Annotated in this window: 13 protein-coding genes; 9 read left to right on the top strand and 4 right to left on the bottom strand. The window is 43.3% G+C overall.

The genetic code is table 11. The features are described 5' to 3' along the window. Positions 1 to 188: 188 nt before the first annotated feature. Complete coding sequence (gene mioC, locus ACHA99_RS21475) at positions 189 to 629, bottom strand: FMN-binding protein MioC (RefSeq protein WP_393944871.1); 441 nt, start codon at positions 627 to 629, stop codon at positions 189 to 191. Positions 630 to 879: 250 nt separating this feature from the next. Between mioC and ACHA99_RS21470 the strand changes: the two genes are divergently transcribed. From ACHA99_RS21470 to ACHA99_RS21450, 5 genes are all read left to right on the top strand, one after another. After that, positions 880 to 2,433, top strand: coding sequence for an oligopeptide:H+ symporter (locus ACHA99_RS21470; protein ID WP_263174234.1), 1,554 nt, complete (start codon positions 880 to 882; stop codon positions 2,431 to 2,433). A 265-nt stretch (positions 2,434 to 2,698) separates the two neighbouring features. Next, on the top strand, positions 2,699 to 3,733 hold the full coding sequence (locus ACHA99_RS21465; protein WP_259562017.1) for a DUF4365 domain-containing protein: 1,035 nt from the start codon (positions 2,699 to 2,701) through the stop codon (positions 3,731 to 3,733). Positions 3,734 to 3,937: 204 nt separating this feature from the next. Further along, a complete protein-coding gene (locus ACHA99_RS21460) occupies positions 3,938 to 4,525 on the top strand; it encodes a recombinase family protein (protein ID WP_393944868.1) in 588 nt (195 codons plus the stop codon). After that, positions 4,522 to 6,351 carry a class I SAM-dependent DNA methyltransferase gene (locus ACHA99_RS21455; RefSeq protein ID WP_393944866.1) on the top strand — a complete coding sequence of 610 codons (1,830 nt, stop codon included), beginning with the start codon at positions 4,522 to 4,524 and terminating at the stop codon, positions 6,349 to 6,351. Before ACHA99_RS21460 ends, ACHA99_RS21455 begins: the two co-directional genes overlap by 4 nt. Continuing rightward, positions 6,311 to 7,387 (top strand): BsuBI/PstI family type II restriction endonuclease, encoded by a 1,077-nt coding sequence (locus ACHA99_RS21450; RefSeq protein WP_002015199.1) that lies wholly within the window; start codon positions 6,311 to 6,313, stop codon positions 7,385 to 7,387. The genes ACHA99_RS21455 and ACHA99_RS21450 overlap by 41 nt, the downstream gene beginning before the upstream one ends. Before the next feature lie 63 nt (positions 7,388 to 7,450). On the opposite strand, the gene ACHA99_RS21445 is transcribed toward ACHA99_RS21450, so the two are convergent. After that, on the bottom strand, positions 7,451 to 8,095 hold the full coding sequence (locus ACHA99_RS21445) for a hypothetical protein (protein WP_173248478.1): 645 nt from the start codon (positions 8,093 to 8,095) through the stop codon (positions 7,451 to 7,453). A 1,056-nt stretch (positions 8,096 to 9,151) separates the two neighbouring features. On the opposite strand from ACHA99_RS21445, the gene ACHA99_RS21440 reads away from it, so the two are divergent. The 3 genes from ACHA99_RS21440 to ACHA99_RS21430 all read left to right on the top strand — a co-directional run bounded on the left by ACHA99_RS21440 (position 9,152) and on the right by ACHA99_RS21430 (position 11,537). Then, positions 9,152 to 10,024, top strand: coding sequence for an integrase domain-containing protein (locus ACHA99_RS21440; RefSeq protein ID WP_393944863.1), 873 nt, complete (start codon positions 9,152 to 9,154; stop codon positions 10,022 to 10,024). A 980-nt stretch (positions 10,025 to 11,004) separates the two neighbouring features. Then, the gene (locus ACHA99_RS21435) at positions 11,005 to 11,190 is read left to right on the top strand and encodes a hypothetical protein (protein WP_046821255.1); all 186 of its coding nucleotides are present in this window, start codon (positions 11,005 to 11,007) and stop codon (positions 11,188 to 11,190) included. A 77-nt stretch (positions 11,191 to 11,267) separates the two neighbouring features. Then, on the top strand, positions 11,268 to 11,537 hold the full coding sequence (locus ACHA99_RS21430; RefSeq protein WP_046821256.1) for a hypothetical protein: 270 nt from the start codon (positions 11,268 to 11,270) through the stop codon (positions 11,535 to 11,537). 304 nt (positions 11,538 to 11,841) lie between these two features. Here ACHA99_RS21430 and ACHA99_RS21425 read toward each other — a convergent pair whose 3' ends face one another. Both ACHA99_RS21425 and ACHA99_RS21420 read right to left on the bottom strand, forming a co-directional pair. After that, on the bottom strand, positions 11,842 to 12,300 hold the full coding sequence (locus ACHA99_RS21425) for a hypothetical protein (RefSeq protein WP_393944861.1): 459 nt from the start codon (positions 12,298 to 12,300) through the stop codon (positions 11,842 to 11,844). After that, a complete protein-coding gene (locus ACHA99_RS21420) occupies positions 12,297 to 13,154 on the bottom strand; it encodes a hypothetical protein (protein WP_393944859.1) in 858 nt (285 codons plus the stop codon). The genes ACHA99_RS21425 and ACHA99_RS21420 overlap by 4 nt, the downstream gene beginning before the upstream one ends. A 243-nt stretch (positions 13,155 to 13,397) precedes the next feature. On the opposite strand from ACHA99_RS21420, the gene ACHA99_RS21415 reads away from it, so the two are divergent. Beyond that, a complete protein-coding gene (locus ACHA99_RS21415; RefSeq protein WP_113604264.1) occupies positions 13,398 to 14,822 on the top strand; it encodes a conjugal transfer protein TraH in 1,425 nt (474 codons plus the stop codon). Position 14,823 lies beyond the last annotated feature (1 nt).

Here is a 14,823-nt window from a genome sequence, read left to right as displayed (position 1 = left end):
TTAAACATGGGGATAGATCGCCTACTTATCCACAAGGCGGATCATTAAGCAGATCGGACTGTGAATAGTACAGAGGTTGATCAGATCTAAATAATAGCTTATCCACATGTTTATACTTTAAATAAGTAAATTGTGGATAAATAGGATCTAAACTGTACATAGATCGGGACCTTATCCAATAAGCGATCTTAAATATCCTGTTGCCATTGTGCTAACCATGCAAGGGCTGGGTCTTCCGGCACAGGATCAAGCTGTACATCGATCTGGATCTTATCCACAAAGGCTTTTGCATCGCAGTCTTGAATGGCCGAAATTAATTTTTCTGGGCCTTGGCAAAAGGTATCGTAACTTGAGTCACCAATTGCACATAAGGCAAAGTTTACTTGGCTGAGATCCGGTTTTTGCTCGGTAATTTCGTTGAAAAAAGGCTGAATATTATCTGGAAGATCACCAGCTCCATGAGTTGATGACACGATAATCCACTGTGCATGGGTGTCTATTTCGCACAATGTTGGGGTTAAATGAACTTGAACTTGATGTCCTTGCTCCGTTAATTGGGCCATCATTTCGTCGGCAACATACTCTGCACTGCCCAATGTTGTACCAACGATTACTTCAATCTTTGCCATTATGATTTCTCAGTGTGTTGTTGTTTTTAAAACTAATTTCAATTAAATAGATAGCTGAATGGCTATTATTATGTTCATCATAAAGGAAATGTGGATAGGACCACAGAAGCAATACGTGATTTTTGCAGTTTTTGCATCCTTTATATAAGGTTGGTTTCGCTTACATGTTACCTTTAGCTTCTTGATACATAATTAATATATTTAAAAAGTTAATTTCATTTAAAATCAAATAATTATAATAGGATGATCCATGACAACACCCGTAAATGCGCCCCAGTGGCCACGGCAAATTCCTTACATCATAGCCAGTGAAGCTTGTGAACGTTTTAGCTTTTACGGTATGCGGAATATTCTTACCCCATTCTTGATGACAGCACTTTTGTTGTCTATTCCAGAAGAACTGCGCGGAACTATGGCTAAGGATGTGTTCCATTCCTTTGTCATTGGAGTGTATTTTTTCCCGTTACTCGGTGGTTGGATTGCCGATCGTTTTTTCGGTAAATACAATACTATCTTATGGTTAAGCTTGATTTACTGTGTTGGTCATGCGTTTCTCGCTATTTTTGAACACAGTATTCAAGGGTTTTATACGGGATTATTTTTAATTGCGCTCGGATCGGGTGGGATTAAGCCCTTGGTTTCTTCCTTTATGGGAGATCAATTTGATCAAACCAATAAAACATTGGCGCAGAAAGCGTTTGATCTGTTTTATTTTACGATTAACTTTGGCTCCTTCTTTGCCTCGTTATCGATGCCATTACTATTGAAATATTATGGTGCTGCGGTCGCATTTGGGATCCCTGGTGTCTTAATGTTTATTGCAACTGTGTTCTTCTGGTTAGGTCGCAAACGTTATGTGCATATGCCACCCGAGCCGAAAAATCCCCATGGTTTTTTACCCGTTATTCGTACCGCATTGCTCACTAAAATCGCTGGTCAAGCCAACATAGGTTTAGTGTTAGCTTTAGTTGGGATAATTTCTGCAGCGTATGCTTTAGTGAATATTCCAACCTTAGGTATCGTTGCTGGTTTGTGTTGTGCGTTAGTGCTAGTGATGGGATTTGTTGGCGCAGGGGCTTCATTGCAACTCGAACGGGCTAGGGGGATCCATCCGGATATCGCCGTTGATGGGGTACGCTCAGTACTACGGATCTTAATATTATTTGCGTTAGTGACTCCTTTTTGGTCTTTGTTCGATCAGAAAGCGTCCACTTGGATACTGCAAGCCAATGACATGTCTAAACCTGAATGGTTTGAACCCGCCATGATGCAAGCTTTAAACCCATTATTAGTTATGTTACTTATCCCATTTAATAACTTTGTGTTATATCCGGCGATTGAGCGTATGGGTATAAAGTTAACTGCTTTGCGTAAAATGGGGGCAGGGATTGCCATCACGGGCGTGAGTTGGATAGTCGTTGGTAGCATTCAATTGGTGATGGATGGCGGCTCGGCATTATCAATATTTTGGCAGATTGTGCCCTATGCTTTGCTCACCTTTGGTGAAGTATTAGTCTCTGCCACTGGACTAGAGTTTGCCTACAGCCAAGCGCCTAAAGCTATGAAAGGCACTATCATGAGTTTTTGGACCTTATCTGTGACTGTCGGTAACTTATGGGTGTTACTGGCGAACGTCAGTGTGAAAAGTCCGGCTGTGACCGAACAAATTGCCCAGACGGGGATCAGTATTACCGCATTTCAGATGTTTTTCTTCGCAGGTTTTGCCATCTTGGCGGCATTGATATTCGCGCTTTATGCAAGATCCTATCAAATGCAAGATCATTACCGCCACGTCGAATCATGAGTTAGCCGATGAGTGGAAATATTCGGTTGTAGATAAAAAATCAGCCCATATTGTATGGGCTGATTTATATGGAAATAATATTAAGGTTAATTATTTTCCGATACAGAAAGTGAAAAAACATTAATTATCAATTAACTATAATTAAATTGGCGTGCATTTGGGGTAATTTCGGTTATTCACCTAAGTACGGTTACTTTGTACTGCCAGAACATATTATATTAAAAAATGCGTTCTGCGTCAGTGTTCAAGGTATTGAGGAACCAATATGCCAACCTATGCAAAATCGTTAGTAACCTCTAAGAAAGGTATTAACTACGTAAGAGGAGTTATCGAGGGAGTTGGCTGCTTGTTTCAAAAGATTGAGCAGGAAAATGATCTTGGGATAGATGCGATTTGCGAGTTGATAAACTCAAATGGTCAGCCAGAAAACCACCTTTTTGCTTTGCAGATCAAGTCTGGTGACTCTTACTATGATAGTTCTAAAAACTCCTGTTCATTTAGGATAGGAACTCATAGGGATTACTGGACAAATTATAAGGTCCCCCTTTTTGCTGTTGTTTACATACCATCTCTCGACACGGCTTATTGGACAGATATTAAGAAATTTCTGAAGAGTAACGTTCACGCTAGCTCCATTAGTTTCGATTTGAGTCGTGCCAATCACTTTGATGAAGAGAAGTTCATTTCTTACTTTAAGCCCTTGGTTACTGGGAGAGGGCCAAATATTTCTCTGGAAGACAGTTTAAGACTTGTTAGAAGCAGTAATGATGACGAGGCTTGGCTTGGTTTAACAACGTTATTTAGGCGATTTCCTAATACATACCAAACCTGGGATGAGTTGGTTAGAGCTTTCAAAATAAGAAGTATTGCCAAAATTCCTAGATTACTCATTTATCTTCTAGCCCATATCCCTTGGCATGGCGATATTTCATACAGTGGCGAAGAGATAAAGTCAGAGATTAGATGTTATGCCGCTGACTTGTTTAATTCGTTTGATGAAGGTGACATACGTAAGTTACTGTCCATGATCGATGACAACGGAATACAGAGGGGAGCTATCGGGCAATCGGTCGAAGCTGTAATTAACTGTGTAGGTAGTGCATCACAGTATCTAATTAGAATAATCAGGAATGGCTGCGACAGTATGGAACTAAGAGAATCAGCAGCGTTCATTTTGGCCGTCGATAAAGGTGTTGAGGCTATACCGTACCTTCGAGAGTTAGCATCTAGTGGCAGCGAGATATCCAGTTTGATTATTCAGGATATCGCTGAACATGGTGGGTTTTACCCATACTCTTAATGCTTTTGATTTTCACCTCAACGATATCCATCTAATCTATCAATAATTAAGTGCAAAAAGTCCGCAACCCAAATTGGATGCGGACTTTTTTTTGTCCAGAAAACCACCGTTTATTGAACAGTTAGAACACTTACCTATGGATTGGTTTTTTAATCAATAATCTGTTAAAATACTCGTATAAAAAACTATGTAAATAAAACGTGCATGAATCAAATAATCGGCTATGCCAGAGTATCAACTGATGACCAGAACCTGCATCTCCAGCGGGATGCGTTGGTTGCTGCCGGTTGTGAAATCATTTATGAGGACAAAGCCAGCGGTAAAAGTACTGCCCGGCCAGAACTAGATAACTGTCTAAAGGCTCTCAGGCCAGGTGATACGTTAGTTGTTTGGAGGCTCGATAGACTCGGTCGCAGCCTGGGTGATTTGGTTAAAGTCGTGACTAATTTGATTGATGAACGGGGAGTTGGATTCCTGAGCTTACAAGAGCAGATTGAAACCAATAGTGCTTCTGGAAAGTTGATTTTTCATGTATTTGCAGCTTTAGCTGAGTTTGAGCGTAATTTAATTAGTGAACGGACTAAAGCTGGACTCGATGCTGCTAGGGCTCGGGGACGTAAAGGTGGCAGAAAGCCGAAGCTCGCACCAAAGGATATTCGAGAGATTAAGGTATTACTAAAAGATCCAAGCATACCCGTTTCCGATGTAGCTAAACGATTTGGTGTATCTAGAACAACAATTTATAACAGTGTCGGGGTCATAAAACCTGACCGTGAGGGGGCAAGTATATGAACGCTTTCCACTTTCAGGATCTTTTAAGTGAGTCAGCAGAGCCTCTTGTTCGTTATGAGGCCTGTAAAGGTATGGCTCGTGGTTATGCTAACTCTGTCATAGATGACCAGTATCGACTTAAAATCGCCAGGTCTTATTGCGCAGCTTTAATAAAATCTTATTGGGACGAAATTAACGCTAGGCACAATAGCAAGCTTAAAATTTTTTCAATCCCAACTGATTCTGAATTGGCCGAAATTACTCTCGATGCAGAGGATGTTGCTAAAAATACCGGTAAAGTGATCGCACAATTCCCTGATATTGATGCGGGCTATCTTATAGGATCAATATATACAGCCATGTTGCCTACTGCTTATCGATCTGATTTAGGAGCTTATTACACTCCGCCACCTTTGGTATCTAGGCTTCTTGATTTGGCTGAAGAAGCAGGCGTTGATTTCAGTACCGCGTCGGTAATTGATCCTGCATGCGGCGGAGGTGCTTTCCTTGCGCCAGTCGCTATGCGAATGCTCCAACGTTCCAAACATGCTTCAAGTGAATGGAAGCTTGCGCAAATTGGCAAGAGGCTCAAGGGGGTTGAGATAGATCCATTTGCTGCCTGGATGACGCATGTCTTATTAGAGTGTGTATTAATAGAACATTGCATTATTGCCAGAAGGCGGCTTGCAAAAAGCGTTATCAGTATTTGTGACGCTCTAACGTACCAGTCACCTGTAGATTTTGATCTTGTAATAGGCAATCCTCCATACGGTAAAGTTTCTCTTGATACAGAAGTTAGAGAGAAGTTTAGTCGCTCACTGTTTGGTCATGCCAATTTATATGGTCTTTTCACCGACCTCGCTTTAAGACTCGCCAAGCCTGAAGGGGTAATAGCTTACTTAACACCTACATCATTTTTGGGTGGGCAATATTTCAAGGCATTACGTGAGCTGTTAATTGATGAATCTGCGCCACGAGCTTTTGATTTTATATCAAATAGAGAGGGTGTTTTTGACGATGTTTTACAAGAAACTCTTCTTGCAACATTCAAAAAGTCAGCAAGAAAAACACCAGCAAAGGTTTCATTGTTAGTACCGGAGGGGCTTAACGAAGCAAGAGTAGAGCCTATTGGAAAGGTATCAATTATTAAAGGTGATGGTCCGTGGCTAATCCCTAGAGTAGCTGAAGACGCTGCATTGTTAAATCGACTCAAGAAGATGAAGACCCGTCTCCCTGATCTGGGCTACGTTGTTTCGACTGGGAAACTTGTTTGGAATAGACATAAAAGCCAGTTACGTACTGAAAAAACAAAAGGGACACTACCTCTTGTTTGGGCTGAATCGGTAACTTCAAATGGCTTTAAATTCTCTTCGGTGAAGAGAAACCATGTGCCTTATATTCAAATTGAAAAAAACCAGCGACATCTTGTAACTACTGATTCATGTGTTTTGGTGCAGCGAACCACATCTAAAGAACAAAATCGAAGAGTTCTCGGTGCTGTCATACCACAAGACTTTATTGATCGATATGGTGGTGTCGTTGTAGAAAATCATTTAAATATCGTTTACGCAGATACACTTATACGGGAATTGAGCGTAGAAACTATCAACGGATTACTTAATTCTCAGGTCTTTGACCGTATATACCGTTGCATAAGCGGTAGTGTAGCTGTTTCTGCTTATGAGCTTATGGCCGTGCCTTTACCGAGCTTGGATGATATGAAAAAGCTGGAGAAGATCATTGCAGCAGGTTCTGATAGACTCTCCATCGAGAAGTGTATCGCAGGATTGTATGGAGAGAGCAAACTTGAGCTGGCCACATGTACCAAGTCTGGAGGTGATTGCTGAACGCTTACCTCTAATATTCCCTGAAGGGACAGAAAATCGTAATTATGTCATCCGAGAAATGGCTGCAAGAACTCTCTATGTTATGTTCTACGCAGGAGCTGTCGAGGGTGCTGATCGTTGGATTCGGCCAAGCCAAGTAACCGACATGTCTGATGTCCAGGCTGCTCTCTTGACGGACGAGGAGCGTCAGTCTTGGGTTAAGCAGGCGCTATCTAGTAAGAAAGATAGGCCTGTTACGACCTGGTATGCTCCAAATTCTCGAGAACCTGTCAGAGATGAAACTATTCGATATGGGTTTATAGCCCTTGGTGCCGTTATTGAACGCACTGGTTTGCCTGTGACAACTCCTCTTCCTAAATACGCAATGTCAAAAGCATTTGCAGCTCTGTTCAATGTAGATTTAATTGGGGATGATTTAGAGGCTTTAATTCGTAGCTGGCAGAACTCTCACCTTAATGCTGCCGCTTTAAGTCGAATTCGATTACTTGGTGCGCATGCCACTGCCGCAGCATCAGATCAGATAACCGCGACATTACCTAATTCTGGGTTAGTAATGCTTGAGTCTGGTCCGTCAGGCGTAATAGGTAAGGCGGTGATCGAACAATTCGCTCGGAAGTTTTTAAAGACGCCAGCCGTATTATGGTTGTCTCAGTCAGGGGAAAAGGTTGGTATTGATCTTGCGAGTAGGTTAAAGCTCAAAATTGACCCTTCAAAAACGTTACCTGACGTTATTTTAGTTGATCTTGGGACCAAGACTGACGGTAGTGACATGTTATTTGTTTTTATTGAAATTGTTGCTTCAGATGGTCCAATTAACTCTATGCGTAAACAGAAGCTAACTGAGATAGCTATTGAAGCTGGCTTCTCTGCCCAGAATCTTGCTTTTGTAACTGCATTTCAAGATCGTTCAGCCGCTCCATTCAAAAAAGCAATGTCAGAACTCGCGTGGGGAACTTATGCGTGGTTTTGTTCTGAACCAGATAATTTAATTGAGCTAAGAGATGGCAGTTCTATAATCTTGTCAGAGCTTTTATAGGACATAATAATCATAAAGCTGGTTTGGTAAGCCAGCTTTATGATTGCTCTATAGCTCAGGGGTCTATAACGGTTTCAAGTTATATCCATTTTGCTGTAGGTAATTGGCCCTATCATAAATTCTTGCGACCTCAGATTTTATTGGACCAAAAAAGTACTTTTTCCCCATTAGGACAAGGCATTCTGCTTCTGGGTCCAGAAGTTTAAACAAGTGATAGGCCGGTTCGTCAGCAAGAGTATGATTGCCAATTGCTGAGTCAGGAAAAAAATGTCCAGCATCATTTTTCAGAAGGTAGTCGTCTAAGTTTTCATCAAAATGTTCCCAGGCGTTCCGCAGATCCCTGTTATGAATAGGTGAGTCTTCTTCCATACCAAAAGCAGATATTAACTTTTCGCCTCGTTTTTTTCTCAGAGCTGCTTGATAGGGATGGGTTTTGTTTAGCTTGCCCGGATACCAAACCGGCCAGAAGTATCGAGATAAAGCCGCCGCATGCCCTATTGCCTCTTGTACCAAACTAATTAAGTAGTCTGAATCAGCCTGTTTTTCCTTTGCAAATTCGTAGTGTTCAAAAGCTTCCAAACATCGGCTAGCTGAATAAATTATCGAATGTATATAAAAAGCGTCGTATGGAGAAAAAATACCGCTGAAATCTTCAACAATTATTTTTGCTCTACTTTCCAATTCATCTAATTCAAAGTTTACTGACATCTGATATACCTACTAAAACCCCATCGAAAAGCAATCTATTGATGCTAAATATTTGGTCATCGCTCTAAGCATTACCGAAAAGCCACCTAAAAGCGACCGTTGAGTTAAATTCGAGCCCAACGAACAAACCGCACCCCAAAGACAAGCACTGAAAAGCAACCCAAAAGCAACTTTACGATGTACTTGACGCCTCTATCTGTTTGATTAATATATAAAGTGTTTTTGGTAGCTGGCCTTCAAACAGCATTCTGCAAAACTAAGGCGATTGCCTTCATTTCTTAACCCTCAGGGGGACTGCCCCCTATGGGCATTCCTCCGTCTATAACAATCTCCCCGGAGGAAAATCAGATGTTTATCATCATTATGCTTGCAGCGTTATGCTGCTGCCTGTGCTTGTGTATTGCACAAGTTAACAGGCTTCCATACCGCGATTTTGCTCAAAGCAATGTCGTGTCCTTGGTACTCGATTCCGAGCAGCCAAACCAAAGAGGACCACCCTCAACATCAGGACGAGTGTTGGAATACCCAACTTGCTCGATGCTCCACCCCGTCTCTGTCGCCGTAGGCGTAAACAGAGACGGGGGTAGAGCCCCCGACGGAAGCCTTGAGCCTCAAGGGCTCTAGGCTTTCGCACCGCGCACGAATGTGCGCGAATTATACCGCCTTCGGCGGTTGGCGCGCTTCGCGCTTTCCTTTCCAAAGAATGACACGACAGTACCAGCCGGATCTGCTGGCAGTCTGTTCCGTCGGAACAGACCAGCCAATGGAATGAGCAGTTCGCTCCATAGCAGTACAGTTCGTAATTAATGACCGTGGACATCGGGTTTAACTGTCCTGTGTTTGGGCAAGATCCCAACGTTGGCCTTAGCATGCAGAGCTAATTAAAAAACTGCGTTTCACTTACCACCGGATACGGACGGGCCAACAAAGTAGCAATTTTGATTAACAGAGTTAGGGGGAACAATGCGTTCAGAGCGGACTAATCCGGATTCACAGAATTTTGGCCTTCGTAGTCGAGATATAAACAAGGCTGCCCTGAACGCTCTCAAGGAGGGGATGAAGAGTTTTCAGTCCATAGCCACTATTCATGACCGATGGAGCGTTTTTAGCGCTTGGATTAAGTCCGAACAGGGCATAAAGGACATGCGGAATATAGAAAAGGCTCATTTGGTCGCTTATGCGGCGCACCTTAATGATCGCTACGAGCGGGGAGAAATTGCGCCATCCACGGCGCAGAACTACCTGAGCGCAGTGAACCGGGTGATGGAGATTGCGCGCGGCGACCGACAGGTACGCGTAGATCCTGTCTCCGAGGGGGGACTTCCAAAGCGGTCAGGTATCGCCACTGGCGACCGAAGTGTTTCGAAAGCTTCCCATAATGTCGCAATGGAGGCAGCCTCCGAGCGCCTTGGGGCTTTGCTGGAACTACAGCGTAATTTCGGTCTGCGGTTCGAGGAATCGGCCAAGCTGGATGCAGCCAGAGTACTAAGAGAGGCCGAGAAAACTGGCTCCGTGAGCATAAAAGATGGCACCAAGGGGGGCCGGGCGCGCACTGTTCCGATCACCAGTGATGCTCAAATTACGGCACTCCAGCGAGCCGCCGCCATACAGGATGGCCGCAGCATGATCCCCGCCGAGAAGAATTATCGTGAGTTCCGGCAAGAAGCCTACCGGGAGATCGGCCGCCATCCGGTGAACTTCCACGGCGAACGGCACCACTACGCTCAAACGCGCTACAAAACTTTGATGCGTGCTGATTGCCCGGTAAAAGCAGGTGTTAAACATGGGCGAGAGCACTATGAATATTTAGCCAAAGAACTTGGAGTATCAGTAGCTCACGCCAAAATGCTGGACAAAGAAATCAGATCTGAAGTGGCTTTGGAATTGGGTCACGGTCGCATCGATGTGACAAATAGTTATTTGGGGTAATTGATGGAAAAATGGGTAAGAGAAAGAAGCCATGTTTATGTGCGGCATGGAGGGAAGACGGCTCGGCGGGCTATGGTAAAAAGGCTAATTGCGGCTCTAAACGATATTGCCGCCAATGAAAAAGGAGTCAACGCACCATCGCAAATTGGAAGAGCTCATATTCACCGGTATTACACTAGGCATCAAGGATTGAGTACAACGACATTACGGGATCATTTTTATGCGTTCCGACTCTTGTGGGAATTGCTTAACCGTCCTGGAGAGCCTCCACGCCCAAAAAACACCGGCTCTGCTGATTAAAAGCCATCTATGCCTATGTCATATTTCTTAATCAGACCTTCCGTTCGCCGCATTACCGTTTGTAATTACCGTATTATCATAATTATCGTAATTACGATAAACAGCAGGTGGAAGGGGGACTTCTGCATAATAAAAATAGCTCCAGTATTGTCTAATTGTGCCCAAAAAGGGCCAATACAGCGCGTGTCGATTCAGAAATGAGCTGTTAAATTTGAATCAACTTCAGCCCCGTGCTGAGTATGTGCGATAGCTGGTCGCCAAAAACAAACAGCATTTTATCAATTTATCCCGTAACCGGGGTTCACCGGTTATGCGGTGTAACCCCTTCAATTCCAACTAATTGGAGGTGTTTATGTACTTTTCTACGTTCGTTTTGATCATGATTGTTACCGTGGGCGTTATTGCTTTCGGGGCTACGATTGTCGCCAAACTACTAAATAAGGCTTCGATTCTGGCATATCGATCATTGATAAAAACGCGGCCCGTACGGGTCGTCAGCCCATTGGTAACTAATAGCAGTTCATTGTGTGGTGAATGGTTGAAAGCTACCTCCGGTAGCAATCAACCTAGAGTCTCCGATGCTGTCGAATGCGCTCCGCTTGAGGGTGAGCTGGTTGCAGAACGCGCTGTAATAGGTTCCACCAGGAAATTATTGTCAGCTCAAAGATGAGGGAGATTTAATGTATCGACTGATTCTAACAAACCAAAAAAAGCGCACTCGAGAGTATCAGCCTTCTGATGCTGGTTATAGGGCAGCTCTCAAAGCCACGCGCAAGTTTTTGGAACAAAATCCCCAGGGAAATGCAGTGCTTTACGGGCATGGTGTTTGTGAGTCCTTCACCATACGCAACGTGCCTGAAGCCTAATCCCTAATTAAACGACCCAACCGGGTACTTAGCCCGGTTGGGCTAAGTCCCGGCTATTAAACTCTTGGAGAATTAAAATGTTGGGACAAAATCAAACAGAGATCCATCAATTTGATGTGTGTGGCCGCGTGTATTATCGTGGGATTAACTACACTGAAAAAGATGGTGAGTTGGCTGTTGAAACTGTAGAAGCTACTTCTCATGATGAAGCTGAAGCGATGTTTAAAAGCCTGCAGGATGAGTATGCTCGTGAGTGTAATCGGACTGTTGAGCGCATCGATATCACTTTCACTATTGACTTGACGATAGCTGAAAGCGACAACGATGAACCGTACTTAGTGATGTAATTACTGAGAAAAGCAAAGGGCCAGCTTGTCTGGCCCTTTGCTACTTCTGGGGATAGGAATCTACTGAATCGATTTCATGATCCTGCTTGGTCGTTTGCTCATCCAAGAGGCGGAGCATCTCTGACGCCTTGCGTCTGGCCTCGGCTACAATTTCTGGCTTCTCCTGCTCCAAGATCTGGTCTAGTGTCTTTGTCACTGGTAAATCTCGCTAATTTGGTTAGACTTTGAGTATATAACGTTTTAAAAGAGAGGTTCAGTTCCGTGGATGCTTTCACTATTGCAATGCTAAGTTTGCTCGCATTTTTTACAATTGTGACGTTCGGAAGTTTGTATCTGTACAACAAACATCATCAAAACCAGTCTGATAATTAACTATGACTGGTATTTTTACTGTCTTAATCAGGTGATCGGACATAGCGTTAATTTCCTCATCGTCTAGCTTTGGAGCAAATAAAGGCGTTCCCCAGAATTGAATCTGTGGATAGTCTGAAAGCCTAAATACTCCATGCGGCCATCGGTCCTCATCACCTAACCACCGGCGTAAAGTCAGGTCTATACCCCATCCATCCTTTAACTCTATCCAGCAATGCGGATTGATTTGTATCTTGTTATGCACAGCTTCAACAAAACCTACTCTGCACTGATGTGGAATGTCTGATTTGGCTAAAATATTGCTGATCACGTAAGTCATCACATCACAACTGGCTTTTGAATCCTCCAGATTTAGCAAAGCCAGTTCCAGTTCTTCATGCCACAGACTCATTGTGCCTTCCTAAATAGCAATTGCTGGCCTTTTTCATAGATAACTGGATATGGTAAAGCTTTGCCATCCTGGAACACACTATTGGGCGGGAAATACATGACTGCCCATTCCGGCAGCGCTCGGCTCGTACTTTTGTAAAAATCGTCCATTGGAAATGATTTCACGTCGCTGACCTGGGTGAAAATCAATCGAGAATATTTAGTTGTGTTATTAGCGGCCAGATTAAAGCTATCAATATTACCACTGCCCACAAAGGCTGGTGTTTTCCAAGGATTCGGCATTGTAACGTTGTATGCAATTACGCAGTTTGAGCCATCACAGCCAAATTGCGGAGCCGTTACTGCCCACATAATTAGTGGATTTCCATCAATCTTAGGCGCTGTACTTTCCACTATTTTAGTTAAATCCAGGTTCATAGATTTCGCGGCTACCGCAACGGCATTATCAATTAGGTTTATATAGTTGCTATAAGCATCTCCTGAGGATTTAGCCATTGATGCAGGCATCCATGCCATCAAACTTGGCCTAGCGGATGGGTTATCCGGTGATGTAAGAATGCTTGCAGTGTTAAACATGAGAGTTTGCTGACCGTTCAATCCTCTTAATGGAGCATCAAGCGATGAGGCCAGGCTTGTGACATTTAGCGCTTTCATCAATAGAGACTGTTTATATGAGTTCCGCCCATCTTCTGAGTCTCTCAGATCTTGGTCATAAATACCCCCAGCTCTTGCCAAGTTTAGCGCTCTGGACATCTCTGGATTATAGGATTTTGGAGTTGTAGCACAGCCTGTGAGCATAATGGCGGCGAACAAGGCTGTAGCTGAACTTACGGAAGTTGACATATTCATTTTCATTTAAAGCTCCTCTTTTAGAAATAGAGTGCCATTGGTTTGTGAAAATGCAACAAGGGTTAAGTAAAACTTTTTAAAAATCATAAGTTTGTACTGACGTGACAAAGTTGCCGACATTATTCAATGATTAACTTTCACATGTGAAAGTTTTATTTGGACTGCCCAAATTGGACAGTTTGGGAGTTCGGTTTGTACTCATTTGCTCGGTAGGCTTTCGGGTGACACGAAACCTATTGGAGCAACAGTATGAGAGTCTCTCCCCCTTACATTAGAACACTATCTGCCTCTTGTTTAATCATCTTCTCTGTCGTCGCCACTCATGCCTCGGCTGAAGGGCTTCAGTCCGAGATGGATAGACTATTCAACGAAATGAGTAATACAACCAGACCAGGTATTCATGAGACACAACGCCGTGGAGTTATTGCGGGTGGGCGTGTGACCACCAAAGCGCGTATTTTTGATGAAAACCTAGTTAGCTTTGTCCCTCCATCTTGGAAAGCTGGGTGTGGTGGCGTTGATCTATTCGGTGGTTCTTTATCATTTGTGAATGCAGATCAGATTGTTCAACTGATGCGAGCTGTGGCAGCAAATGCAAAGGGCTATGCTTTTCAACTAGCTCTGGATAATGTTTTTCCTGATGGTGCCAAATGGATAGAAAACTTTCAGAAGAAAGTTCAGGCTTTGAACCAGCATTTAGGCAATTCTTGTCAGTTAGCTCAGGGTATTGTTAACGATTCACTAAGTGCTTTTGACACGAAACTAAAGAACGATACTCGTACAAAAGCATCGACCAAAGGTTTATTTGAAGACATGTTTTCTGCAACGCAGGAAACGGATGGACAAACGGCAATCAAGACGCTGAAAGACAACTCGCCACAGGCCTACCAAGAGATGATAGGTAATATTGTCTGGAAGCAACTCAAAAAGAATAGTGTAAGTTCATGGTTCCAGTACGGGGATAACAGCCTGCTTGAAGCCATGATGTCTATAACTGGTGCCGTTGTCATTGGTGATTTAATTAATGATCCAAATCTTGCTGGAGCAAACAACAGTACTAATCCCATCGTCACCTTACCGGGGAATAGAATTACCCTTGGAGATCTCATTTCAGGTGGCTCTGTTAAAGTTTATTCATGTGACAGTGATACGGTTAACTGTATTTCTGCTGGTTCTGAGCTGAAGAGTGTTCAGCTCAGGGGTATTGGCAATCAAATGTCAGATTTACTTCTTGGTTCTGATTCTTCACCTGGATTGATTTATAAATATGCAAACAATGTTGGGGCTTTAAGTTCTGCCGAGATAGCTTTTGTATCAAATCTCCCCAGTAGCTTTGGCTCACTTTTCCGAAATCTTGCTGCTGTTTCCAGTGATACAGCAGAGCAGTTTGCTCAGCAAGCACAGACCATCATAGCGCTAGATATAACCTACAGGTTTATTGAGGAGATATACCGGGCAACAACTATTGCGTTAGCTAACAGTGATAATGCCTATCAACAAAAAGCTGTTGATGTACTTGATGCTTCTCGGGCTGTTGTCAGACAAGAGTATGACCAATTAATTGTGAGACACGGGAAGCTAAGTGATCTGATGGGTTATTACAACAGCTTACTTGATGTCACAAAGAAGCAGCGGCTTTTACTTGCGGCCCAAGCATCAGGGAAAAAGGAGTAGC

This window comes from Shewanella sp. S23-S33, from assembly GCF_043359565.1.
In the GTDB taxonomy this organism is placed as follows: domain Bacteria; phylum Pseudomonadota; class Gammaproteobacteria; order Enterobacterales; family Shewanellaceae; genus Shewanella; species Shewanella oncorhynchi.
This window is presented reverse-complemented; position numbering and strand designations above follow the sequence as displayed.

Excerpts from the sequence above, each read along its gene's own strand:
- ACHA99_RS21470 (WP_263174234.1), top strand. The coding sequence starts at position 880 with ATGACAACACCCGTAAATGCGCCCCAGTGGCCACGGCAAATTCCTTAC.
- mioC (WP_393944871.1), bottom strand. The coding sequence starts at position 629 with ATGGCAAAGATTGAAGTAATCGTTGGTACAACATTGGGCAGTGCAGAG.
- ACHA99_RS21465 (WP_259562017.1), top strand. The coding sequence starts at position 2,699 with ATGCCAACCTATGCAAAATCGTTAGTAACCTCTAAGAAAGGTATTAAC.
- ACHA99_RS21440 (WP_393944863.1), top strand. The coding sequence starts at position 9,152 with ATGAAGAGTTTTCAGTCCATAGCCACTATTCATGACCGATGGAGCGTT.
- ACHA99_RS21455 (WP_393944866.1), top strand. The coding sequence starts at position 4,522 with ATGAACGCTTTCCACTTTCAGGATCTTTTAAGTGAGTCAGCAGAGCCT.
- ACHA99_RS21430 (WP_046821256.1), top strand. The coding sequence starts at position 11,268 with ATGTTGGGACAAAATCAAACAGAGATCCATCAATTTGATGTGTGTGGC.
- ACHA99_RS21425 (WP_393944861.1), bottom strand. The coding sequence starts at position 12,300 with ATGAGTCTGTGGCATGAAGAACTGGAACTGGCTTTGCTAAATCTGGAG.
- ACHA99_RS21415 (WP_113604264.1), top strand. The coding sequence starts at position 13,398 with ATGAGAGTCTCTCCCCCTTACATTAGAACACTATCTGCCTCTTGTTTA.
- ACHA99_RS21435 (WP_046821255.1), top strand. The coding sequence starts at position 11,005 with ATGTATCGACTGATTCTAACAAACCAAAAAAAGCGCACTCGAGAGTAT.
- ACHA99_RS21445 (WP_173248478.1), bottom strand. The coding sequence starts at position 8,095 with ATGTCAGTAAACTTTGAATTAGATGAATTGGAAAGTAGAGCAAAAATA.
- ACHA99_RS21420 (WP_393944859.1), bottom strand. The coding sequence starts at position 13,154 with ATGAAAATGAATATGTCAACTTCCGTAAGTTCAGCTACAGCCTTGTTC.
- ACHA99_RS21460 (WP_393944868.1), top strand. The coding sequence starts at position 3,938 with ATGAATCAAATAATCGGCTATGCCAGAGTATCAACTGATGACCAGAAC.